Source organism: Pseudomonadota bacterium (genome assembly GCA_039193195.1).
Taxonomy (GTDB): Bacteria; Pseudomonadota; Gammaproteobacteria; order Steroidobacterales; family JBCBZW01; genus JBCBZW01.
Genome location: JBCCWS010000001.1, coordinates 104,602 through 126,417, shown reverse-complemented (window position 1 = coordinate 126,417; position 21,816 = coordinate 104,602). Strand labels below are relative to the sequence as shown.

Annotated in this window: 23 protein-coding genes; 12 read left to right on the top strand and 11 right to left on the bottom strand. The window is 65.0% G+C overall.

Annotated features, from left to right (window positions below; translation table 11 throughout):
- Positions 1–3: 3 nt before the first annotated feature.
- Both AAGA68_00520 and AAGA68_00515 read right to left on the bottom strand, forming a co-directional pair.
- Positions 4–1,056: a beta-eliminating lyase-related protein gene (locus AAGA68_00520; GenBank protein ID MEM9383517.1), complete on the bottom strand. Its 1,053-nt coding sequence runs from the start codon at positions 1,054–1,056 to the stop codon at positions 4–6.
- On the bottom strand, positions 1,053–2,363 hold the full coding sequence (locus tag AAGA68_00515; GenBank protein ID MEM9383516.1) for a PQQ-dependent sugar dehydrogenase: 1,311 nt from the start codon (positions 2,361–2,363) through the stop codon (positions 1,053–1,055). Before AAGA68_00515 ends, AAGA68_00520 begins: the two co-directional genes overlap by 4 nt.
- Positions 2,364–2,596: 233 nt before the next feature.
- On the opposite strand from AAGA68_00515, the gene AAGA68_00510 reads away from it, so the two are divergent.
- The 6 genes from AAGA68_00510 (at position 2,597) to AAGA68_00485 (ending at position 9,803) form a co-directional block, all read left to right on the top strand.
- Positions 2,597–3,490: a Type 1 glutamine amidotransferase-like domain-containing protein gene (locus tag AAGA68_00510; GenBank protein MEM9383515.1), complete on the top strand. Its 894-nt coding sequence runs from the start codon at positions 2,597–2,599 to the stop codon at positions 3,488–3,490.
- The gene (locus AAGA68_00505) at positions 3,487–4,650 is read left to right on the top strand and encodes an alpha/beta hydrolase-fold protein (GenBank protein ID MEM9383514.1); all 1,164 of its coding nucleotides are present in this window, start codon (positions 3,487–3,489) and stop codon (positions 4,648–4,650) included. The genes AAGA68_00510 and AAGA68_00505 overlap by 4 nt, the downstream gene beginning before the upstream one ends.
- 64 nt (positions 4,651–4,714) lie before the next feature.
- Positions 4,715–5,956 carry a hypothetical protein gene (locus AAGA68_00500; protein ID MEM9383513.1) on the top strand — a complete coding sequence of 414 codons (1,242 nt, stop codon included), beginning with the start codon at positions 4,715–4,717 and terminating at the stop codon, positions 5,954–5,956.
- A 4-nt stretch (positions 5,957–5,960) separates the two neighbouring features.
- The gene (glgA, locus tag AAGA68_00495) at positions 5,961–7,454 is read left to right on the top strand and encodes a glycogen synthase GlgA (GenBank protein ID MEM9383512.1); all 1,494 of its coding nucleotides are present in this window, start codon (positions 5,961–5,963) and stop codon (positions 7,452–7,454) included.
- A gap of 38 nt (positions 7,455–7,492) precedes the next feature.
- On the top strand, positions 7,493–8,713 hold the full coding sequence (locus AAGA68_00490) for an ATP-grasp domain-containing protein (protein MEM9383511.1): 1,221 nt from the start codon (positions 7,493–7,495) through the stop codon (positions 8,711–8,713).
- Between the two features lie 229 nt (positions 8,714–8,942).
- Complete coding sequence (locus tag AAGA68_00485; GenBank protein ID MEM9383510.1) at positions 8,943–9,803, top strand: GGDEF domain-containing protein; 861 nt, start codon at positions 8,943–8,945, stop codon at positions 9,801–9,803.
- 7 nt (positions 9,804–9,810) lie between these two features.
- Here AAGA68_00485 and AAGA68_00480 read toward each other — a convergent pair whose 3' ends face one another.
- From AAGA68_00480 to AAGA68_00460, 5 genes are all read right to left on the bottom strand, one after another.
- Positions 9,811–10,116: a hypothetical protein gene (locus tag AAGA68_00480; protein MEM9383509.1), complete on the bottom strand. Its 306-nt coding sequence runs from the start codon at positions 10,114–10,116 to the stop codon at positions 9,811–9,813.
- Positions 10,117–10,121: 5 nt separating this feature from the next.
- On the bottom strand, positions 10,122–10,703 hold the full coding sequence (locus AAGA68_00475; protein ID MEM9383508.1) for a hypothetical protein: 582 nt from the start codon (positions 10,701–10,703) through the stop codon (positions 10,122–10,124).
- A 62-nt stretch (positions 10,704–10,765) separates the two neighbouring features.
- Positions 10,766–11,269 (bottom strand): hypothetical protein, encoded by a 504-nt coding sequence (locus tag AAGA68_00470; protein MEM9383507.1) that lies wholly within the window; start codon positions 11,267–11,269, stop codon positions 10,766–10,768.
- Between the two features lie 13 nt (positions 11,270–11,282).
- Positions 11,283–12,782, bottom strand: coding sequence for a M48 family metalloprotease (locus AAGA68_00465; GenBank protein ID MEM9383506.1), 1,500 nt, complete (start codon positions 12,780–12,782; stop codon positions 11,283–11,285).
- Entirely contained in the window at positions 12,782–13,627 is an 846-nt protein-coding gene (locus tag AAGA68_00460) for an SHOCT domain-containing protein (GenBank protein MEM9383505.1), read from the bottom strand. Before AAGA68_00460 ends, AAGA68_00465 begins: the two co-directional genes overlap by 1 nt.
- Before the next feature lie 156 nt (positions 13,628–13,783).
- Here AAGA68_00460 and AAGA68_00455 point away from each other — a divergent pair, with 156 nt between their 5' ends.
- The 3 genes from AAGA68_00455 (at position 13,784) to AAGA68_00445 (ending at position 15,472) form a co-directional block, all read left to right on the top strand.
- A complete protein-coding gene (locus AAGA68_00455; protein MEM9383504.1) occupies positions 13,784–14,197 on the top strand; it encodes a hypothetical protein in 414 nt (137 codons plus the stop codon).
- Between the two features lie 73 nt (positions 14,198–14,270).
- Positions 14,271–14,810, top strand: a complete 540-nt coding sequence (locus tag AAGA68_00450; protein ID MEM9383503.1) for a hypothetical protein — start codon at positions 14,271–14,273, stop codon at positions 14,808–14,810.
- The gene (locus AAGA68_00445) at positions 14,807–15,472 is read left to right on the top strand and encodes a papain-like cysteine protease family protein (protein ID MEM9383502.1); all 666 of its coding nucleotides are present in this window, start codon (positions 14,807–14,809) and stop codon (positions 15,470–15,472) included. The genes AAGA68_00450 and AAGA68_00445 overlap by 4 nt, the downstream gene beginning before the upstream one ends.
- On the opposite strand, the gene AAGA68_00440 is transcribed toward AAGA68_00445, so the two are convergent.
- The gene (locus AAGA68_00440; GenBank protein MEM9383501.1) at positions 15,462–16,016 is read right to left on the bottom strand and encodes an ECF-type sigma factor; all 555 of its coding nucleotides are present in this window, start codon (positions 16,014–16,016) and stop codon (positions 15,462–15,464) included. The two genes, AAGA68_00445 and AAGA68_00440, sit on opposite strands and share 11 nt — an antisense overlap.
- Before the next feature lie 82 nt (positions 16,017–16,098).
- Between AAGA68_00440 and AAGA68_00435 the strand changes: the two genes are divergently transcribed.
- Positions 16,099–18,582 (top strand): serine/threonine-protein kinase, encoded by a 2,484-nt coding sequence (locus AAGA68_00435; GenBank protein ID MEM9383500.1) that lies wholly within the window; start codon positions 16,099–16,101, stop codon positions 18,580–18,582.
- Here the strand turns inward: AAGA68_00435 and AAGA68_00430 are convergent.
- Genes AAGA68_00430 through AAGA68_00420 form a run of 3 tightly spaced genes read right to left on the bottom strand, consistent with a single transcriptional unit; the run spans position 18,563 to position 20,608 of the window.
- The gene (locus tag AAGA68_00430) at positions 18,563–19,186 is read right to left on the bottom strand and encodes an FHA domain-containing protein (GenBank protein ID MEM9383499.1); all 624 of its coding nucleotides are present in this window, start codon (positions 19,184–19,186) and stop codon (positions 18,563–18,565) included. The two genes, AAGA68_00435 and AAGA68_00430, sit on opposite strands and share 20 nt — an antisense overlap.
- 12 nt (positions 19,187–19,198) lie before the next feature.
- Positions 19,199–20,083 carry a hypothetical protein gene (locus AAGA68_00425; GenBank protein MEM9383498.1) on the bottom strand — a complete coding sequence of 295 codons (885 nt, stop codon included), beginning with the start codon at positions 20,081–20,083 and terminating at the stop codon, positions 19,199–19,201.
- Positions 20,084–20,143: 60 nt separating this feature from the next.
- The gene (locus AAGA68_00420; GenBank protein ID MEM9383497.1) at positions 20,144–20,608 is read right to left on the bottom strand and encodes a hypothetical protein; all 465 of its coding nucleotides are present in this window, start codon (positions 20,606–20,608) and stop codon (positions 20,144–20,146) included.
- A gap of 276 nt (positions 20,609–20,884) precedes the next feature.
- On the opposite strand from AAGA68_00420, the gene AAGA68_00415 reads away from it, so the two are divergent.
- Both AAGA68_00415 and AAGA68_00410 read left to right on the top strand, forming a co-directional pair.
- Positions 20,885–21,064: a hypothetical protein gene (locus AAGA68_00415; protein MEM9383496.1), complete on the top strand. Its 180-nt coding sequence runs from the start codon at positions 20,885–20,887 to the stop codon at positions 21,062–21,064.
- 451 nt (positions 21,065–21,515) lie between these two features.
- Positions 21,516–21,776 carry a hypothetical protein gene (locus tag AAGA68_00410; protein ID MEM9383495.1) on the top strand — a complete coding sequence of 87 codons (261 nt, stop codon included), beginning with the start codon at positions 21,516–21,518 and terminating at the stop codon, positions 21,774–21,776.
- Positions 21,777–21,816: the final 40 nt, after the last annotated feature.

Here is a 21,816-nt window from a genome sequence, read left to right as displayed (position 1 = left end):
GGGTCAGTTCGTGAGCCGCCGCGCGCTGTCGAGTAGCGCCTCGATATGCTCGTCGGGCGTATCCCACCGCACCACCAGGCGGTGCAGATTCGCTAGACCACCCGGCCAGTCGTAAAAGCCGAAGCCCTGCTCGTGCAGCCCCGCCACGAGCGCCGGGGGCATCACCACGAAGACCTCGTTGATCTGGGTCGGGTGGGCCACCTCGACCTGCGCGAGGCGCTGCAGGCCCGCACTTAGGCGCTGGGCACCACGGTTGGCACGCCCCGCCAAATCTCGCCACAGGTCGTTTTCCAGCCAAGCCAGCAACTGGGCGGATACGTAGCGTTGCTTAGACAGTAGGTGCCCCGCACGCTTGCGACGGAAGGCGAGCGCCTCACCATGTTGTTCGCTGCCGAAGGTGATCAGCGCCTCCGCCGCCATGGCACCGTTTTTAGTGGCGCCAAGGGACAGCATGTCGATGCCGGCGCGCCAGGTGATGTCCGCGGGCTTGCAACCCAGGTGCACCAAGGCGTTGGCGAAGCGTGCCCCGTCCATGTGAACGCTGAGGTCGCGGTCGTGGGCCAGGTCGGCCAGAGCCTGCACCTCTTGGCGCGTGTACACGGTGCCGAGCTCCGTGCCCTGCGTCAGGGTGAGGGCACAAGGCCGCACCTCGTGAACGCCAAGGTCGCCCGCCGTCGACAGGACGCGAGCGAAGGCGCCAGCGTCGATCTTGCCGTGCTCGCCTTCGATCCCGATGAGCTTGGCGCCCGCCGTAAAGAACTCCGGCGCACCGCACTCGTCCGTATTGACGTGCGCGTGCTGCTGGCAGTAGAGCGCGCCGTAGGGAGGTACCAGCTGAGCGGCAGCGAGGGAGTTCGCGGCAGTGCCCGTGACCACCGGGAACACCTGCAGATCGTCACGTTCGAACCACTCGCGCAGGCGTGCCTCGAGGGCGGCGGTGGTGGGATCATCGCCGTAGGAGTGCACGGCATCTGCGTTTACCGCCTGCAGTGCCTGCATGATCGGCGCAGCCACCGTGGCCTCGTTATCGCTGAAGAAGCTGCCAACGGCGGTCACTGGCGGCCCTCGCCGTGGCCGCGAAGGGCTGCCTTCGCACTGGCGCTGTAGGTAACGCGCCAAATGCGCCCTCCCGTCGAATCGGCAATGTATAGCGCGCCATCCCGGTCGATCGCCAAGCCGGCTGGACGATGGCGGGCTTGCCCCGGGGAGGTGATGCCCTCGCGCCCGATGAAGCCGGTGGCAAAGTCATCGTAAGACGATGCCAGGCCAACCTCGTCGGCGGCCACGAAGGTCACGCGGAAGCCCTGCTGCGCGAAGGGCTGGCGATTCCAGGAACCGTGAAACGCGACGAAAGCTCCCCCTCGGTAGGCAGGCGGAAATTGATCGCCGTGGTAGAACACGATGTCGTTTGGCGCCCAATGCGCCGGGAAAGCGACGACCGGTGCCTCAGCCTCCTCGCAGCGACCCACCGCTTTCCCATCCCCCCCGTACTCTGGCGCTAAGCGCTTAGCTTGCGCCATCGGGTCGTAGTAGCAATAGGGCCAACCGAAGTCATCGCCGCGCTTGACGGCGAATAGCTCCTCGGCGGGGAGCTCAGCGCGCTGCGCGTCGGTGAACCTCTGCGGCCATAGCTCGGCGAGCTGGTCGCGCCCGTGTTGGACCACGTAGAGGCGATCGCCCACACCGTCCCATGTGATCGCCACGGCGTTTCGAATGCCGCTCGCGTAGCGCTCGCCGTGCCGCTCCTGAGTTTGACCCAGCCGATCCGCGTTGAAGCGCCAGACACCGCCTTGGCGCGCCAACTGAGGGCAGGGATCTAGCCCCGGCGACCCGGCCTCGCGCATTTCGCGCTGGCATGCGTTGGAGGGCGCCCCAACATTGACGAAGAGATTTCCTTCGCCGTCGAAGGCGAACGTCTTGGTGGCGTGCTGACGCTGGCTCGGAAAGCCACTAACGACCACCTCTGCCTTGGCTTCGGGCACCAGCTCCCCGGCCGGCGGCAGGGCGTAGCGTACGATGCGATCGTCCAGACCGTAGTACAGCCAGTCTCCGCGCAGTCCTAAGCCACCGCCACCGGGAGCCGCGAAGCTCGCGCGCCGGTCTGCCCTACCGTCGCCGTCGACGTCTTGCAGCGCAATGATCCCATCGCCATCGCGGCTCTGATTGGCCACGTAAACCACGCCGTTCGGTGCTGCGACCAGACGCCGGGCGCGTCCCGCCTCATCGGCGAAGACCGTGGCGCAAAAGCCCTCGGGCAGGGCGATACCACCGTTGTCGGCGTCACAGGCGCGAGCAGGATCGGCGCAGAGCAGAACGCCCAGCAGGATGACTACGGCGCGAGACAATAGGGTTGCTAGGTTCAAGGGTCGGCTCCAGGCGACGGCGGTTCAGCGCGGCTGCACTCGAGCACCGAGAAGCCACGGGAGGGCGAGTATGCCATGGCCTCGACGGCGGTTTGACCGCTGCCCGAGCTCGCCCCTACCATCGCGCCTGCCCGGTTTGTGGCGAGCCAGCCTCGCCTCCCTTTCATCGCTAAAATCGCCGCCTCGCCATGCCCCCTATCGCCGTACTCGGCCCCCAAAGACACGTACCCAACTTGGCTGAGACTCTCGATGTCCTCGCCATCGACGGGGCCGTGTGCGCGGTGACCGCCGGCTGGCAGGAGCGCGAGGGAGAGTTGGACGACTTGGTCGGCCATATCGGTCGACCCTGCACCGATCTTGGTCTGTACAAGGCCGTCAACGACGCGTTCAGCGCCGATCCCGAGCTGTTCCGCGCGCACCGCGCCCGTCAAGACAAGCTTCGGCTGCTGCAGGCGCTCTACCGCAGACGGCTGAACCACGCCGCCGCCGCCGCAGTGGAGATGCTCGGCGCCAAGGGCGACGCACAAATCGTGCAACGCGAACGGCGTGCGGCGATCAACTCGCTGCGCACCCTAGACCGCCAACACCTGCGGCACATCAAAGACGTTCATGCAGCCTTCGATCAGACCTGGGCTCCCGGTCGCCACCCAAGCTTGGCTCCTGTCCGCGAGCGAGTCGCCGAACAGGTCGATCGCGCCGCGGCGGTACTCGTGGCCGGCGGTCACGTCAGCACGCTCATCGGCCGACTGCGCCTGTTCGGCCTCGGCGAGATCATCGCCCGCAAGCCGATCATCGCGTGGTCTGCGGGCGCCATGGCGCTCTCGCGACGCATCGTGCTATTCCATGACTCGCCTCCCCAAGGTCCAGGCTACGCCGAAGTGCTCGACGCCGGCCTAGACCTGCTGCCCGCGCTGCTGCCCCTACCTCACGCGCGCGAGCGCCTGCGCTTGAACGACCCAGAACGCGTAGCCCTAATGGCGCGCCGCTTCGGTCCGGATCCGGCCATCACCCTGGATGCCGGCTCGCGCATCCTCGGCAACGACGACGGCTGGCAGTCGATCGACGCCTGCCAGCGACTGCACGCGCGGGGCACGCTCACTACCGCCACGATGGAGACGCCCGCATGAGCCCATCGGACGCGGTGGCCCCGCCTGACTTCCTCGTGCCCTTACTGGCCGATGGCAACCCAAGTCCCGAGCGCCTCGACGCCTTCATCGCCGAGCACGAATGGCCGGTCAGCGACCCCCTCGGCGTCACCTTCCTCTTCCGAGGTCGCGCCAAGGCCGTGCGTCTGCGCCACTTCGGCTTCGGTCTCCCGCATGCGGAGCCCCTGCACGCAATCGATGGCACGGAGCTTTGGTGGGTGCGAATGGACCTGCCCCCGGGCTCACGCGTCGAGTACAAGATCGAACTCGAGCAGGAAGAGGGCGGCACGCGCTGGATCCTCGATCCGCTGAACCCGCGGCTGGCCGAAGACCCGTTCGGCGCCAACTCGGTTTGCCAGGCGCACGGCTACGAGCGGCCCGACTGGTCCATTCCCAACGCCGAGTCTCGCCACGGCTCGTTGGAGGAGATCGGCATCGCCTCCGGCGCCTTCGGCGACACCCGTCGCGTCCGCCTCTACCTGCCGGCACGCTTTCGGCGCAGCCGCCAGTACCCGCTGCTGGTGGTGCACGACGGCGATGACTTTCTGCGCTTTGCCGATCTGCACGCGGTGCTCGATAACCTGACCCATCGCCTCGAGATCGAGCCGATGATTGTGGCGCTGACCCATTCGCCAGATCGCCTGCGCGAGTACGCTGCTGACGACCGCCACGCACGCTTCGTCGCCGAGGAACTCGTGCCGACGCTCACCTCACGCCTGCCCCTGCGCGATACGCCCAACGCCCGCGCGCTGATGGGCGCGAGCTTCGGCGGCGTGGCCTCGCTCTACTGCGCATGGCGCCACCCCGGCGTCTTCGGCAACTTGCTGCTGCAGTCGGGCTCCTTCGCCTTTACGGACATCGGCCACCACGATCGCGGCGAAGTGTTCGACCCTGTGGTCCGCTTCATGAACGAGTGGCGCGCGGCCCCAGGGCTGCCGGCCGACCGCATGTTCATCAGTTGTGGGGTCTACGAATCTCTGATCCGCGAGAACCGCGCCATGATCGCGTTCTTGCAGGACAAGGGGCCGGACATCCGCTACCGTGAGGTGCGAGACGGCCACAACTGGGAGAACTGGCGCGACCGCCTGCAGGACGCGCTCAGCTGGCTGTTCCCCGGGCCCCTCTGGATGACCTACGAGTAACGGACACTTCGCGGCGCACGCGGGGGACTGCGGCGCCGGCATCAATGGCTATGGGGAGACGAACGTGGCTGAGGTAACGAGACTGATTGGGCTCTCGCTCGGGGCCGACGTGTGCTGGCCGATTTGCTACGAGGAGATTCTGCAGCGCCTCGACCTGCGCGTGCCCATGGGGGGCGACACGCTGCGCTTCGAGAGCGAGCGGGTGACCATCGAACCCTTCGATCTGCAGCAGCCCTGCAGGTATGAGGTAGTGATCGATCGCCTCACGCACTGGTATTCGCCCACCCGCGAGTGGATCAAGAAGTCCGTGATCCTCGATGACCTCTACGTATACAACAATCCCTGGTCGCTGCAGTCGATGGAGAAGCAGACCACCTACTGCGCCATGATGCGCTTAGGGCTCCCCGTGCCCCGTACCTGGATGATCCCGGCTAAGGAGTACGAATCCTCGGCAGACCTGGACGTCACCCTGGGACGCTACGCCAAGCTTTTCGACCTCGATGAGATCGGCGAGCAAATCGGCTACCCCGTCTTCATGAAGCCGTACCACGGCGGCGGCTGGGTGGGCGTGACCAAGGCCGACAACTCGGAGCAGCTGCGGGCCGCCTACGACGCGAGCGGCAAGACGGTGATGAACGTGCAAAAGGCCGTGCTCCCGCATGACTTCTACATCCGCGCCGTGGGCCTGGGGCCGCAGATCCGCCTGGTGAACTACGCGCCGAGTGCTCCCCTGCACGACCGCTACACGATGGATCACGACTTCCTGAGCGCCGAGGACGCCTCGCTCCTCGAAGACATGACGCTCACGATCAACAGCTTCTTTGGCTGGGACTTCAACAGCTGCGAGGCCCTGCGCCAGGGCACCGTGTGGCATCCGATCGACTACGCCAACGCCTGCCCGGACTCGCAGGTCACCTCCCTGCACTACCACTTCCCGTGGCTGATCAAGGCCAACCTTCGCTGGTCGATCTTCTGCGCGGCGACGGATCGTCGCTTTCACTCGAACCTGAACTTCGATCCCTACTACAAGATCGCCGAGCAGGATCTGCCCTACCGCGAGCGCCTGCGCGCCTACGCCAAGATTGCCCGCCTGCGCTTCGAAACCGACCGCTTCGAGGAATTCTGCGACAAGCACCTTTCCCACCTAGATGAAGTGGCGGCCGAGTTCTTCTCCTCGCCGATGGCGCGGGACGCGGTGAACCAGAAGGTGAAGGCCCTGTTCCCCGAGCACGAGCACGAGGAGTTCACGGAGCTGTTCTGGAACCGCATCCAGCACTACCTCGCCGAGGAAGGCGGCGCGGCCTGACGCGATGAGCGAGGAGAACCGCGACGCCACCTTGCGCGTCGTTCACGTCACCTCTGAGCTCGCCCCCTTTGCCAAGGCGGGCGGGCTCGGCGATGTGGCGGCGGCCCTGCCGCGGCACCTACACGACCTAGGTGTCGAGCAGCGCATCTTCATGCCGCTGTACGACACGATCGATCGTAGCCAGGCCTACTTCGTGCCAGTGGAGTTCTTGCAAAACCTGCGCGTGCAACTCGGCCCCCACGACTACATCTGCAACGTGTACACGGTGCCCCTGCCGGGCTCAGGCCTGTGGATCTACCTGATCGACTGCCCCGTGCTCTACCACCGCGGCGCCCTGTACACCAACGACGTCGACGAGCACCTGCGCTTCGCCGTGCTCTCGCACGTGGCGCTGCAGTGCTGCCAACGCATGGGCTTCGACCCGGACGTGGTCCACTGCCACGACTGGCAGACCGGCCTAATCCCGCTCTACCTGAGAACATTGTTCGCTTGGGACAGCCTGTTCTATCGGACACGCTCCCTGCTCACGATCCATAACATGGCCTACCAGGGCTGGTTCGGCGAGCAGGCAGTGGTAGACGTCGGGCTGAGCGAACACCGAAACCAGGTGCATCAGGAGGACCTGGGGCGCGGGGTCATGTCCTTCCTGAAGACCGGCGTCTTGCACGCCCACGCACTCACGACGGTGAGCCCGACCTACGCCCGGGAGGTACAAACGCCCGAGCATGGCGAAGGCCTCGACGATATGCTGCGCGCGCGCCACGCCACCTTCGTCGGCATCCTGAACGGTATCGATACGGAGGTGTGGAGCCCGGAGGAAGACGAGCACCTCGAGCAGCCCTACTCCGCGGACGCACCCGCCGGCAAGGCCGACAACAAGGTAGCGCTGCTGCAAGCGCTCGGCATCAGCAGCGGCAACCCGACGGTGGATGAGAAGACCCCCGTGCTCGGCATGGTCACGCGCCTCACCTACCAGAAAGGCCTCGAGATCCTCTTCGATTCCCTGCCCCACCTGCTGGAGCGCCACCCGATGAAGGTGACCGTGCTCGGCAGCGGCGAGGGCAAGTACGAGGAGTTCTTCGCGAGCCTCCAAAGCCGTTACCCAGGCCGCGTCTGCTTCTACCGAGGCTACAACGAGCGCCTCGCCCACCTCATCGAGGCGGGGGCCGACATGTTCCTCATGCCCTCGCGCTACGAGCCCTGCGGCCTGAACCAGATGTACAGCCTGAACTACGGCACCATCCCCATCGTGCGGCGCACGGGCGGGCTCGCCGACACGGTGGAGCAGTACGACACCGGCTCCGGCGAAGGCAACGGCATCGTCTTCGACCACTTCGACTCGGGGGGCGTGATCTGGGCCATCGAGCGGGCCCTGAGCCTTTGGCGCCAGCCCAACCACTGGCGCAAGATGATGGACAACGGCATGCGCGCTGACTTCAGCTGGCCCCGCCGCGCCCGCGAGTACCTCCACGTCTACGCGCGCATGCGCAACCTATAACTTCCGCTAACTCAATCAGCATCCGCTGTGGTGACGCCATGAACGTGATCTTCGTCGAACCCTGTTTCCCTGCCAACCAGCGCGAGTTCGTGCGCGGCCTGCACGCCGCCGGCGCCACGGTGATCGGCATCGGCGAACGTCCGCGAGACTGGCTCGATCCGCAGCTCTCGAGCTGGCTGTTCGATTACGTGCAGATCGGCTCGGTAGTGAACGAGCGTCAGCTCGAGGAGGCGGTGCGCAACGTGCAGAGTCGCCTCTGGGTCGATCGCTTGGAAGCGACCGTGGAAGCCCACGTGGAGGCCGCGGCGAACGTCCGTGAACGCTGCGGCATCCCGGGCGTCTCCGCGCGCACCGCTTACCTCTGCCGCGATAAGCCCGCGATGAAGGAAGTGCTGCGGGCTGCCGGCGTGCCCTGCGCCCTCTCCACCGGCGCCAGCTCCGCCGAGGAAGTGCGTGACTTCGTCGACGAGGTCGGCCTGCCGGTGATCCTGAAGCCGCGTGCCGCGGCCGGCGCGGCCGGCACCTGGAAGGCCCGTACCAATGAAGAGCTCAAGGTGGCGATCAGCGAGAGCGGCGTCGACCGCGGCGCGCCGACAGCGGTAGAAGAGTTCATCGAAGGCCACGAGGGCTTCCTCGACACCATCACCGTGAACGGTCAGATCGCCTACGAGTTCATCACCCACTACTACCCGAACGTGCTCGAGGCCATGCGCACGCGCTGGATCTCACCCCAGATGGTGGCCACCAACCGAGTGGACGCGGAGGGGTACAGTGAGGTCAAAGCGATGGCGCAAAAGGTCATCGACGTGCTCGGCATCCCCACGGCCGCCACCCACATGGAGTGGTTCATCGGGCCGAAGGGGCTTAAGTTCTCAGAGATCGGCTGCCGGCCACCGGGCGTGTGTCAGTGGGATGTGTACAACGCGGGCAACGACATCGATCTGTACCGCGACTGGGCCATGGCCGTCTGTCACGGGCGCACCGTACAGCGACCCTCGCGTCGCTTCGCCTGCGGCATGATCGCCCTGCGCGCCGACCGCGACGGCCGCGTCACCCACGTGGAGGGTCTCGATGAAATCGGCAAGCGCTACCATAACGACATTGTGGCCGCGAACATCCCGAGCCCCGGAGCGCCCGCAGGTTCCGTCGAGGGTGGCTACATGGCCGGCGCCTGGATGCGCGTTCGCCATCCGGACTACGACCACCTGCGACATATCCTCAACGACATCGGCGAGACCGTGCAGGTTTGCGCATCCTGACCCTAGCCGCCCGGCTGGCACGAATCGCCTACTGTAAGGCTAACAGAATAATTCGCTTTACAGAAAATCACGATCTCGCTGCGCCGCTACGCTACCGACTACCGTCACACTTCGGGCATCGAACCCTGCGATCGCTCGCGGCCTAATCCAAGACTGCGATCTACCGCGTTTCGCTCAGCCGTCGGTAGTGCCAGCCTCTCGCCTCGCGACTTACGGGGTGGAGAGTAGCGTGACCCAAGAAGACCACGAACTGACCCTCGATAGGCTGAATAGCCGCCTCCTGAGCGTGTACCGCGATGTTGGCGGCGGCGGCATCATCGCCTGCGTGACGGTCTTCTCGATCGTGATGTCCGAGGCCCTTACGGCGGTGGGCCTCGCTGCCCAGATTCGTGCCGGGGCCTTCACCACACAAGATACCCGCTTCGCCTTCGCCCTAGCCGGTCTGATACCGGCGGTGGTAGCACCCGCGGCCACGCTGCTGATCGTGCGCCTGTTGGGGCATCTGGACAACACGCTGGCCCTGGCGCTTCACCTATCGACCACCGATCCACTCACCGGTACCTATAACCGACGAGGTTTCTTTACCGCCGTCGCGCGCCTACATAGCGAGCGCCGCTCCACGCAAAGCTGCTTGATTGGCATGGTCGATATTGATCATTTTAAGGCACTAAACGACAGATTCGGTTACGAAGTCGGCGACAGCGCGCTGGTGCGCGTGAGCGAGGCGCTCGAAGCCCTCATCGGCGACTACGGGATAGTCGGTCGTCTCGGCGGCGATGAGTTCGCTTTCGTCGTCAGCGCCGCGCATGGCGAAGCACAGTGCCTCGAACACGCGTTACAAACGCAGTGCACCTCACTGACCTTGTCCGCCCCGCGCAGGTCGGGCACGGGCCCTACCGCGGTCCGCTGCAGTATCGGCACGACCTGGCTCGAGGAGGAGGAAGACATCTCCATCGCGCTGACCCGAGCGGACAGGTCCCTCAACGAGCGCAAGGAGCAGCGCAAGCCCCTGGTGCGAGCACGCCATCTCGCGCTCGGCGATGGCGGACCCTACGATCCAAACTTCGGGGCATCCGCCCGCAGGGCCTGAGGTGACACTAATCTTCGTCGGAAGGGTCGCAGAGGACGTCAGGGGAATGGCCCTGCGCCTGATCGTCTAGGTCGCTCGCTGAGCCGTCTTCATCTACGGGGTGATCGTCTGCGCCGGCGTCCGAGGGTTTGGCCTCGATGAGGCGCTCGCCCTGCACTGGCGGTGGCTGCACATCCTCACCCCCTAACGGCGGGTTGCCGTCGCCGGGTATTGAGTGCGCAGGCGGCGTTGTGACCTGGGCGCGACGCTGTTCGGCGCGCGCCGTATTCGCCGGGACGGCCTCGATCCAACGCCCGCTGCGCTGCCTGCTCATGGGGCCTAGCTAACGTCGGTGTAGATAGAGCTATCGCCGCCCGTGTCGGCGAAATCCGTGCTGTCCGCAGCCGCGTCGTCCGCAGCATCCTGCGCATCCCAAGCGTCGTCCACGGCCCCATCGACGCCCTCGGCACTCGGCATATCCACTACCGCATTCTCGAAGAACTCGGCGTTCTCCTGCTGGAAGTCCGCTTCGCTCAGCACTTCCACGTCGTGCGCGTTCTCTGCCAGCGCCGCGTCGAGTTGCCCGCCGTGTTCGTCGCTGGATTCGCGTAGCTCTTCGCGAACCTGTTCAGCGCGTTCGCGCGCCGCGTCGTAGTTGCCAACGTCAGCGGCTTCCACTTGCTCCTCACGCAAGGTCTCCGCGGCGGCTCGGTCCTCTTCGGCAAACTGGGCCTGCTGCAGCTCTTCGCTCACGTCCAACTGATCGAGCTCGTTGTTGAACTCGGCCTCACTGATGGCCTCCTTTACCTGAGCGCTCTCGTTGTCGTTCAGACCGGCGAGCTCGACTTCGTACTCCGCTTCGACGGCCTCGGCGGTGCCGGGTTCAGGGCGATCGATGTCAGTGAAACGTAATTCGGCCATGGGACGTTCCTCGGTTGGTTCGGGTGCCTATCTGCCTAGGCGTGCACGACCGGCGGATTGGCTCAAACGTAGAGGTCCGATCCGTCGTCTTGCGCGTCGTCCTCGTCCTCTTCTTGCTCTTCCCGCTCGCGGGCCTCTGCTTCCTCCCGCTCACGCGCCTGCTCTTCTCGGGCGCGCTCCTCCTGCGCCTCCAGGCGCTCCGCCTCGGCATCGGCTTGCGCTTCGAGGGCTTCCTGGCGCTGATCCTCAGCGATCTCCACCTCGAGTCGGTGCTCTTCCTCGCGCTCCCGCGCCTGCTCCTCAGCGAGCAGATCGGCCGCAGCCACCTCACTCTCGGCTAGGCTCTGCTGAACCTGGGCATTGGCTTGAGCAGCCTGAAATGCCTGCGCTTGACTCTGGGCGGAATTCGCAGCGCCCTGAGCGCTCGGGGCAACGCTGTCGCGCGCGGAGGCAGCGCGCTCCACAACAACACCCTCTTGCGGGACGAAACCCTCCGCCGGCACTTCCTGATGCCCATCCTCAGCGAGGTAGACTTCAAACTCCTGCGGTGGCTCTCTTTCGCTCATCGATCGGCCTCCCCTAGTCCGCCATCAGATCCGGTCGATTGGTCGATGCGTCATCGCGCCTCTTCGGTTTGATCGTGAGAATCTCGCCGCACGCGGCGTTCGGGCAGCGCACGTTGACGGGTTCATCTCCCGCCAGATCCGCCCGGTTCACCATCATCGCCTCCCCACAGGCAGCGCAGTTGAGCTTGACCTTTTCGCGCGCACGACGGGTTCGTGGGGACTCCTCGCTCGCCGTCCGCCTCTTCCTCGGCTTGACCCGCAGTACCTTGCGACAGGCCTTGTTCGGGCAGCGCACGTTGACGGGCTTGTCGCCCTCCAGGATGTGGGTGGGCACGCGCATGGCCTCACCGCAGGCCCGACACTCGATCCTCTCCGTGTTCGGCGGCGGCGATGGCGCGGGCTTAGCGCGCTTGGCTTTCTTCGCGGCACCATCGTCAAACGAGGGAAGGCCTGCTTGCTCGCTCCAGTGTTGGATGTACGCGAACCACTCGAGGAAGGCCTGCGAGTGCACGAACGCGTTCAGGGACTTCAACCGTGGCGCCAGATAGGGCTCGGTGGACATCGTCCACTCGGACAGCTTGAGGTAGGGATCGTCGGCCGCCGCTTCCTGCTCAAGCCAGGCGTCGAGATTCATCTTGCCCGCGACCGGGAAGGACTTCATGGCCCATTGGGTCAACACCCGGCGTGCCGTGTCGATGTCCCCAGTCACCAGCGCCGCGGCACGATCCGCCGTGATCTGCGAGTGACGGGCCCAGCGCATCATCGGCGCTTCTATCGCAGACTCGATGATCTTGGTGGGGTTTAAGAACTGAAACACACCCTCCCCAAGGATCGTCCCCTGGCCCTTGGACTGCCCCATGAGAAACTGCATCGCGGTGGACCAGTACACGTGGCCCGCCCGCACGTGGCCCATCTCCCGGGCGATCAGGAACAACAGGTCCTTCGGCTTGAAGTTAATCAAGACGCTGCCTATCGAGACGAAGCTGCCGCTGAAGCCCCCGAGCGAGTAGACGTCCCACATGCGCTGGCCGGAGATGTACACCTCCGGCATGTGCGATAGCGACAGCAAACGCGCCGCGCGGATCGCAATGTCGAAGATCTCTGGCATTTGCCGCTCGGAGAGGCGTATACCATTGGTCGCCGCCTCGAAGACCGGACGACCGTAGCGCTCGGCGATGGAGTGCGCTGCGCTCGCAACGGCGCCCGTGCTGTTGAGCGCCTGCATGGCCTGAGCGTCCATTTGCCAAATGAAGGCGTCGAGGTCGACGAAGTAGTCCTCGCCTAGGGGGCGCAGCCAGCGGCAGCTTGGGCAGTAGACCTGGCTTGCCTCGAGCAGGGAGCCGTCGCCGCCGCAGGTCGTGCAGGTGCCGCCGAGCATCTGCGGCGCCTGCCAACTGCCGGTTGCCGCCGGCACCTTGCCGATCTCGTGCCCGCACTCGGTGCAAAAGCTGGCGCCGACCTGCAGGGTATGACCGCAGGCGACGCAGTACTGCGCGACCGCTTCGCTCGCCACTAGATGCGCTTGAGAAGTTCAGCCTTCTTGGCGTCGAACTCCTCCTCCGTCACCGCGCCCATCTCGCGCAGCTTGGCGAGCTTAGCCAAGCGGTCAAAGACCTCTTCCTGCTCGAGTCCCTGCTTCTCTTCGCTTGCGCAGTTGCTGGCCTGTGGCGCGGGTTGCGGCTCTGGTTGGAGGCTAGGTCCAGGCGCGGGTTGAGTGGCTTGATCCGCACTGGCTGTCAAGGACGATAGGTTGTTGTTGAGATCGGCGAAGAGCTCTTCGGTGATCTTTGCGCCAGGCTGGCTGTTGAGCTGGCGGTGGTTGAAGAAGGCGCTGACCGCTCCCAGCAGAATGATGATAGGGAAGATGTAGAGGTTCAAGAAGAGCAGGATCGTGAAAGACACGGCGAACCACGTCCACACGTTGTTCAAACTGCTGCCATCGGTCTTGGTGGTGAGCGTGGCCTGACATTGGCCGGCCGCTGTCGGCACCACCTGCATGGCGGTATCGACCTGGATCACCGCGCCCAACGTGAGCCAGAAGCTCTTGTAAGGCACTTTGATATTCAACTGCATCGGCATCTCCTGCTGCACCTGGCCGCCGCGGTTGCGCAGGCCGTTGGAGAGGTGCTCGAAGACGGATGCCGCGTCCGCCTGTAGCTGGCGAGTCTCACTCTTGCCGGCGCCCGCACCCACCATGCCGGCGAGGCCCGCGGCGGGACGCGGGGGCGGCGCGGCGGCAGGGCCCGGAGGCGCAGTGGCGACGCCCAGGGGAGCCCGGCAGCTGCTGCAGAACTTGGCGCCGAGCGGATTTGGGTTTGCGCACTTGGGACAGGCGATGGTGGGTTCGGTGGCAGTCATGATCGGCTCCGCTCGTTCTTGGGGATGGGTTGCTCCCTTAGGCGCGGAGCAGGCGCGAATCAGCTCACGCACCATCGCCACACGCTGCGTGAGCCGAAATCCCCCGCGCTCGCGCCTAGACCGATACAGCCCCCAGACCACCGGAGCCACCAGGCCATGAACAGCAGCGTCCTCCCAAAACTCTTCCTCCTCGGCATCATCGGCCTGATCGTCTTGGCCAAGCTGGCCGGCCCCCTCAGCGTGGCGGCGCAGAACGCGGCCATGCAGCAGCAGGCCCAGGAGTCCGCAACCTGGATGCAGCAGCAACTCGAACAGCAGCAGCAGCAGATGATGCTCGAGATGCAGCAAATGAACGGCCTGATGCAGCAGGGCCCCGGCGCCGCCTACTACCCACAGCCGGGCTACCCCCAGCAGGGTTACCCAGCGAACGGCTATCCCCAACCCGGCTATCCCGGCCCGACGGGGCAGTCCGGCGCCTACCCCGCCCTATCGCCAGGCATGGACAGCGCCATGTATCCGCAGCCTGGCTACGTGAACCCCGACCCGGATTACTACCAGGGCAACCTCTAACGCGATCTGCCCATGAGCCGATCGGCGCCCCTCGTGCGCCTAGGGAAACGGGCATCACACCGGAGCGAAAACAATGGACCTAAATAAGCTAAAGACACTCACCGGCCAACAGCGAATCGTCCTCATCGCCGCCATCGCGGTGGGTATGGGCGGATACTTTTGGGCGGAGCAGCAGGGGATGCTCGGCGATCCGTACGCCAATCAGCCCTGGGGCAACCAGCAGGCCTACTCTCAGTGCCCACCGGGCATGCTCCCCACGGCGGGACCGGGCAGCAACGGCGGCTGCGCCGCCGTGCCTAGCAACGGGCCAGGCTATGGTCCCGCCGGCCCGCAGCCCGCTCCCTATGGCCCTCAAGGTCCTGGGTACGGCCCGCAAGGACCCGGCTACGGGCCTCAGACTCCAGGCTACGGCCCGCAAGGCCCTCACGCCCCGGGCTACGGGCCCCAAACGCCGGGCTACGGCCCGCAAGGTCCGCAGGCGCCCGGGTACGGACCCCAGACGCCGGGCTACGGGCCCCAGGCACCTGGCTACGGCCCGCAGGGCCCGAACACGGGCTGGAATCAGGCCGTTGAAGTGGTCATCGACGGTAACGAAGCGGACGGGGAGTGGTGAGCTGCCATCACCGTGTGATGACGGGCACCACGGCCGTGCGCAGCATCGCGCGTTGCACCGCCCTTGTGCTACTGCTAGCGAGCAGCCTCACCCTGGCGCAACCCCCCTACTCCCAGCCTGGCCACACGCCGGGCTGGGGGCCGACTCAAGCGCAGCAGCCTCCGCCCCCCGTTGACCTGCCGATCCAGAACATCCCGCAGGAGACTCAAGTCTGGTGCTGGGCGGCGGTGGCACAGCAGATCATCCTGGCCACGCACGGTCCCCAGGCGACGCCGCCCCAGTGCGCCTTAGTGGCCCGCGCCTACGGCCAGCACCCCAACACCTGCTGCGCCAATCCAGCCAACTGCACGGTCACCGGACAGCTACCTCAGATTCAGGGCCTGATCGCCGAGTACGGCGGCAGGCACTCCTCGGTGCAACACCCTACGGATCCGATGACTCTGTATCAGACGCTTGCGGCGGGTAAGGCGATCATCATGGCCGTAAAAAGCTCACCGTTCTCCGGGCACGTGGTGGTGTTGCGCGGTATGGCGTGGATGCCGACACCCTTTGGCACCATGGAGCCGATGCTGATCATCAACGATCCGATGGCGTACTACACGCAACCTGTCCCCTTCTCGCAGATCGCTCAGATCTGGGAGCAGGCCATCGTCATTCAGTAGGCTCGCCCATATGTTCGCGCACCCAGGCCATGGCGACCTTCCACTTGCGCTTCACCGTGGCCGGGGACATCTCCAGCACCTCGGCTGCTTCTTCGATCGTCATGCCGGCGAAGGCGCGAGCTTCGAAGAGCTTCACATAGACGGGGTCGATCGCCTCCAACCCGTTGAGCAGCTCATCAAGTTCGAGCAAGTCGCTCACCGGCATGTCGCCGCCCATGTGCTCGCCCGTGAAGCGGGTCTGCAGGCCATGGTCGCGCTTGGCGGCACGCAGCTTGCGAGCTTCGTCTACCAGAATCTCGCGCATGATCCGCCCGGCGAGGCCTAGGAAGTGGTTTCGCCCCTTCAGGTCGATGCGCGTTATGTTGATTAGCCGCATGAATGCTTCGTTGACCAACGAAGTGGGTTGCAGATCTCCGTGGCGCTCGTTGCGCAGATGGGATACGGCGTTTCGCCGCAGCTCATCGTACATGGCCGCCACCACGCGACCACGCTCCTCCGACGACTCCTGCGACCAGTTCTGGAGCACTTGGGTGATGTCACTCATGGCCTGTGAAGCTCTTTTCCAATGACTGCCTGTCGCAAACCAGCGCCGACCTTACAAGCAGTCTTGCAGAAGTAGATCAACGATGACAAAACCCGACTCCCATGACACGGGAAAACAACTGCTGAGGTTGGTGGAGAGCGCCCTCGATGTTCCAGAGGCCCGACGCGGCAACTGGCTAGATGCGCACTGCCCGGCACTCCTGCGCTCACGCGCCGATCGCCTGATCAGCGCCGCCGCTCAGGAGACCGGTATGGGGGAGGAGGAGATCACACTGATGGTGCGCTGCGCCGAGCAACAGCTCACGGGCAAGCGCATCGGCCCCTATCGAGTGCTCGAGCTCATCGGCGAAGGTGGAATGGGTCAGGTGTACCTCGCCCAGCGCGACGACGGTGCCTTCGACGCCAAGGTGGCCGTCAAGGTGATCCGCGCTTCCGCCATCGGCAGCCGGGCCGTCGCTCAGTTCGAGCGCGAGCGCCAAATTCTCTCGGACATGCGCCATCCGGGAATCGCCATTCTCCTCGACGGTGGCACCACCGAAGATGGCTTGCCCTTCGTGGTAATGGAGTACATCGACGGCGATCCCCTCGATGTCTACCTGCGCGCTCATCCCTCGAGCATCCCAGAGCGCATCGAGCTGTTCCTGAAAGTCTGCTCGGCCGTCGAACACGCCCACCGAGCACTGGTGATCCACCGCGACATCAAGCCGAGCAACGTGCTGGTGAGCGCGGGCGGCGAACCTAAACTCCTAGACTTCGGTATCGCACGTTCACTGCTGCCGAAGGAAACTGGCGAGGAGACGGTGGCCATGCTCTTGACGCCCGCCTACGCAAGCCCCGAACAGGTCAGCGGCGAGCCCCTTACCACCGCCACGGATGTCTACTCGCTGGGGGTTGCTCTCTACCAAATGCTGACGGGCGAACGCCCCTTCGAGACCGAGAGCCTCTCGCCAGCACAGTACGAGCAGGTGATTACCCAGCGGCGCCCAGATGCCCCTAGCCAGCGGGCACGCCGGCGCGATCTGCCCGACTGGGGACGCCTACGTGGTGATCTCGACGCCATCGTGCTAAAGGCGATGGCGAAGGAACCTAGCAGGCGCTACCCCTCCGTCGCCGCCTTCGCTGATGATCTTCGCCGCTACCTCAGTGGGTTCCCGGTGCACGCCAAGGGTGATTCGCTTACCTATCGGTTGGGAAAGTTCATTCGCCGCCGACGCCTAGCAGTGGCCAGCGCTGTGCTTGCGGGCACGGCGCTCGCCGTGGCCTACGCCGTCACCCTAGTGCAATACCAAGCAGCCACCGAAGCACAGCAACGAGCCGAAGCGCGCTTCGGCCAGGCGCGGCAGCTAGCTCGCGAGGTGCTGTACGACGTGTACGATCGCATGTCCCATGTGCAGGGCACGCTCCCGGCCCGGGAGCAGCTTGCCGCTACAGGTGAGCGCTTCCTAGATGAGCTCGCAGCCGACCCTTCCGCACCACCGGATCTACTGCTGGACATTGGCTCGAACTACTCTCGCCTATACGATGTATTCGCTGGGCTCGGGGTCTCCAGCCTAGGACAGAACCAGAAGGGCTTGGAGCAACTGGAGAAGGCAGAGCTGGCCCTCGAGAAGCTGATTACGCTCGAACCCAACAACGCCCAAGCGGTGGCAGAGATGGTTTGGGTCAAGCGGCTCGCCACCAACCACACGCTCCACTACGACATGGATACCGACGTGGCGCAGGCACATGCGCGCGAAGGCCTGACCCTGGCCGATCGCACCCTAGCACGGCTGGGCGACGCGGACTGGACGCTCCAGAGTCGACGCTGGAACCTTCGCATCGACCTGGTGAAGGTGCTCGTATGGGCGCGCAACTTCGACGACGCACTAGGGTTGCTTGGCGAGTACTTGCCTCAGCTGGAGCAATCCGACTGGCGGGAGAACTTGCGCAACTGGGCTGGCAAGCGCGCCTACGCCTACGGCCTGCGCGGGGAGACCTACGCCGACGCAGGCAACGCTCAAGCCGCGATCCCTGACTACCTCGAGGCCCTACATTTCTACGAGGAACGCGCCGCCGAGGAGCCGGAGAACGTTCAGTTCCTAGTGCAACTGATCCGCTTCAATCACAACTTAGGCAACTTGCACGCCTCCCTCGAGCAATTCGACGAGGCGCTGCGCTACGGCATCGCTAGCCGCACGGCAGCCCAGACGCTCGTCATCGCGGAGCCGGGCGATGCGCAGAACCGACGCAACCTAGGCCTCACCCACCAACAGGTCGCCAAGGCGCTTTCCGGTCTCGAGCGACATAAGGAGGCGCGCAGCAGCATCGACACCGCCGTAGCCACGTTCCGCAAGCTGGCGGAGGATGAGGAGGAAAACGACGCGCTGATCCGCGACCAGGCGATCGCCCTGACCGATTTCGGTGACATTGCAGCGGCCGACGGGGTGGCGGCCGATGGCTGCCCCTACTACCGTCACGCGCAAACCCTCTACCGAGGACTACAACGGGCGGGGGCAACCCTGTCTGCAGCCGATGTTGCCGGCGGTCTGGAACCTGTGGAGGAGCGACTCAATCAGTACTGTCGCTGACAGTTGTCGCGCCGCCGAGCCCCGTGTGCACGACTAAGGGCACACCGCCTTCGTAGAAGTCGATCCGGCCCTTAGCACCGAGCACCACCTGGCCGTCGATCAACTGCCCATCGAGGCGTGTTCCGTTGCGCGAACCGAGATCCTTCAGTACCCAGCGGCCGCGGCGATACTCGATGGCTGCATGGCGGCGGGAGATCTGCGGGTCGTCCAGGTGCAGGGAGCAGCTCGGGGCACGCCCGATGACGAGGTCTTGGTCGAAGTGATGCAGCTCGCCTCGCCATTGCATGGAGATGGCCGCCTTGCCGATGGTCGCGACGGTAGGCTCCATGGCGATCGTCGGTGACTGAGCGGGCGACGGCGCTGGGCCTGCGCAAGTACGGTGCCAAGCACGCTCCCAGCACCAGGCGCTAAGCGCCACGATCGGCACGCTGGCGGCAGCACCGAGCGCAATCCAGCGCACGTACACATCGCCCTCGAGGCCGAAGCTTGGCAGCAGCTCTGGGGCACCGAGCGCGGCGCACCAAGCGGCCACGGTGTACAAGCTCGTAGTACGCAGGACCCGTGTACCTACGCCGCCGTGAACGGTGGAGTCTACAGCGCTCATGGGTATGGGTGCCTAGGCGTCCGTGATGCCGGTGTTATCTTCGACCTGCTCCGGCAGGTCGTAGTCTTCCGTGGTGCGGTAGGGCATGTGCTCCACCGTGAGCTGCGGATTGAGTTCACCGTGATCCTTGGCGGCCTCGACGTAGTCCTGGACGATGCCGAGGTCGTTGTCGATGCGGTCGAAGTCCTGGTCGATACCCTCGTGCGCCTCGTCAATCTGCGCCTCGAATACAGGTTCGATCGCCTCCAGACGCGCCTCGTCCCGGCTGAGATCGTGTTCCTCGGCGGAGCTAAGTTCTTCGCGCGCATCGAGCAGGTGGTGGGCTACGCCCACAGTCTCTTCACCTAAGGTCTCAACGATATCGTGCAGGTGAGGCGGCATACGCTCGAGCAGATCGTCCACGCCGTCCACACCGAGTCCCATGGCATCTGCCATCAGGTGCAGGGAGACGTCCTTGGCCTCGAGCTCACGCGTCTTGGCAAGGTCTACGATGGACTCGATCTCCCCGCCGTGCTCGTTGGCGAAGTCCTTCACGGAGACTTCAAAGTCCTTGCCCCAGTCCTCGAAATCATCACCAAACTCCTCGATCTCCGTGCTCAGCTTGTCGACCATGTTGTCGAAGCGGTCCTGGGCATCCGCCTTGTAGCCCTCGAACTCCTCCTTGCCAATGAGCCCTGCGTGGTAATCGCGCGCAACCGCCGTTTCCTGATCGATGATGAACTGGGCGAGTTCGCTGCGTTCCTCTTGCGGCGGCGTGTCCGGGTTGTTTCGCTCGGCCGCCTCCGCCTCGAGGATCATGGTCGTGAAAGGCATGCCGTACTCGGTGAACCACATGTTCGGACCGAGCTCGGTGGCGGTGTCCTGTTCCTGATCCGGGGTCTTGCCATCAGCCATCATCTAGCTCCGTCGATTCGTGTGAGGGTTGTTCCTTCAGGCGTGGGGGAACTCGAAATCGGCTCAGGAACCGGTGCTGATCAGGCACTGGAGGGCGCTGCGATCGACGAGCGGCGCTAAGAGATCGAGGTACAGGGGCATGCCTCCACGCACCCAGACCCAAAGGCGCGGTGCGGGAATCGGCTGCCCATAGGTGCCGTAGACCGTGTCCCGCTTCCATGTGCCCCGCAGGCGCCGGCGCTCGATTCGCCTCGGCACGCCCAGGAGGTTACTGACCTGGAGCACGCTGCGCTCGCCAGCGGGGACCTCGATGCGCGTCACGGTGACCCAGCCGCCGACGGCGGCCGGTATGAACATAGGCAAAGCCACGTAGACGAGACCCCAATCTCCAATCTTGAAGGACAGGAGCAGGGCCGCACCGGTCAGGGAGAAGGCCACAGCGATCAGGGCGCGCCAGACCCAAGCGAGGGCCCCGTAGCGATACACGATGGACGGTGCCCCGGCGCGAGGGGATTGGGCTGCAGACATAGAACGGCCTCCTAGGGTCCTTGCCTGTTCAGGCGTGATCGGACGCCAGCTTGGCTCACGGTCGATGGCGGGCAGCCTCGGTGAGCCGCTTGCCACCCGTTCAGCGCCCAATCAGGTACGCGCAACGCCACCCAGGAGCATGAGATGGCTGGCGATCCCCCTGAAGTCCCAAGCGAAGCGAAGACCTTCAACGATCTGGCGGCGTGGGCGGCCAAACACGGACAGAGCTAGTCTCTTCAGACACTGGTGTCAGCGGCCAAGGCGAAGGACTGGGACATGGCCATCGACGCGGTCCACCGCCTTGAGCACTACGCCGATCTCGCACAGAAGACCGAAGCCATCGGCAAGCACTTCGACACTATCGACAAGCTCGGCAAGGCGCTGGAGATCGCCCAGGCGGTCGAGCGCACAGCCCGGCACCCTCGCCGTGGTGGAGAGCGTGCGGCCAGCGTCTGAGGCTGCCCTCCGCGCGGACATGGAAATCGAAACGGAGATCCGACACGCGGATCCTGCAGACGCCTACGTGGCAAGCAGTATCGAACGGCTGGAGCAAGGGGAGGGGGGCCAACAACCCGATGCTCGACAGCGTTCTATCCGGCGCCGATATCTACGAGTTCGCTGCACCCGAAGAGCAGTCTATCAGCGACGCCATGGAGCACGACGGTACCTATGAAGATAGTTCGGTGCATGGCTGAGCACCCAGTGCCAGACCCGCAGGGCCTGGGAGAGCACGACGGCCGCCGCCACCCAACAAGTGCATTTCGCGAATCGCGCCGGCGAGCGAAGTGACTGATAGCCAGGGGATATCGCATCGATAAAAACAATCGATTTTCACTTAGACTCAATCCAGCTGATCCTAGGCACATCGAGGCGGCGCGCCCGCCCCAAACGCCCTAGGAGATACCTCATGACGAACTACGTTGGACCTGCAGCTCTCGCTTCTGTTGCCTTCTTTGCCGCCCTCGGCGACGCCTGGGCTGACGACTTCAGCTCTGCGCTACCCCGGGAGACCTCAAGCAGGGTGGTGTCTGGCGCCCCAGCTGCCGGCTCAGGCGCCTGGTCCATCAACGACTACGTCAACGCTCGCAAGGAGCAGCCTGTCGAGTCGATCGTCATCTCGACTGCTGAGGGCGTACGCCCCATCGAAGAGGCGGCGCGCTCGCTCTGAGGCCACCGCGCCTCGGGCAGTACGCTGCCCGAGGCATCCC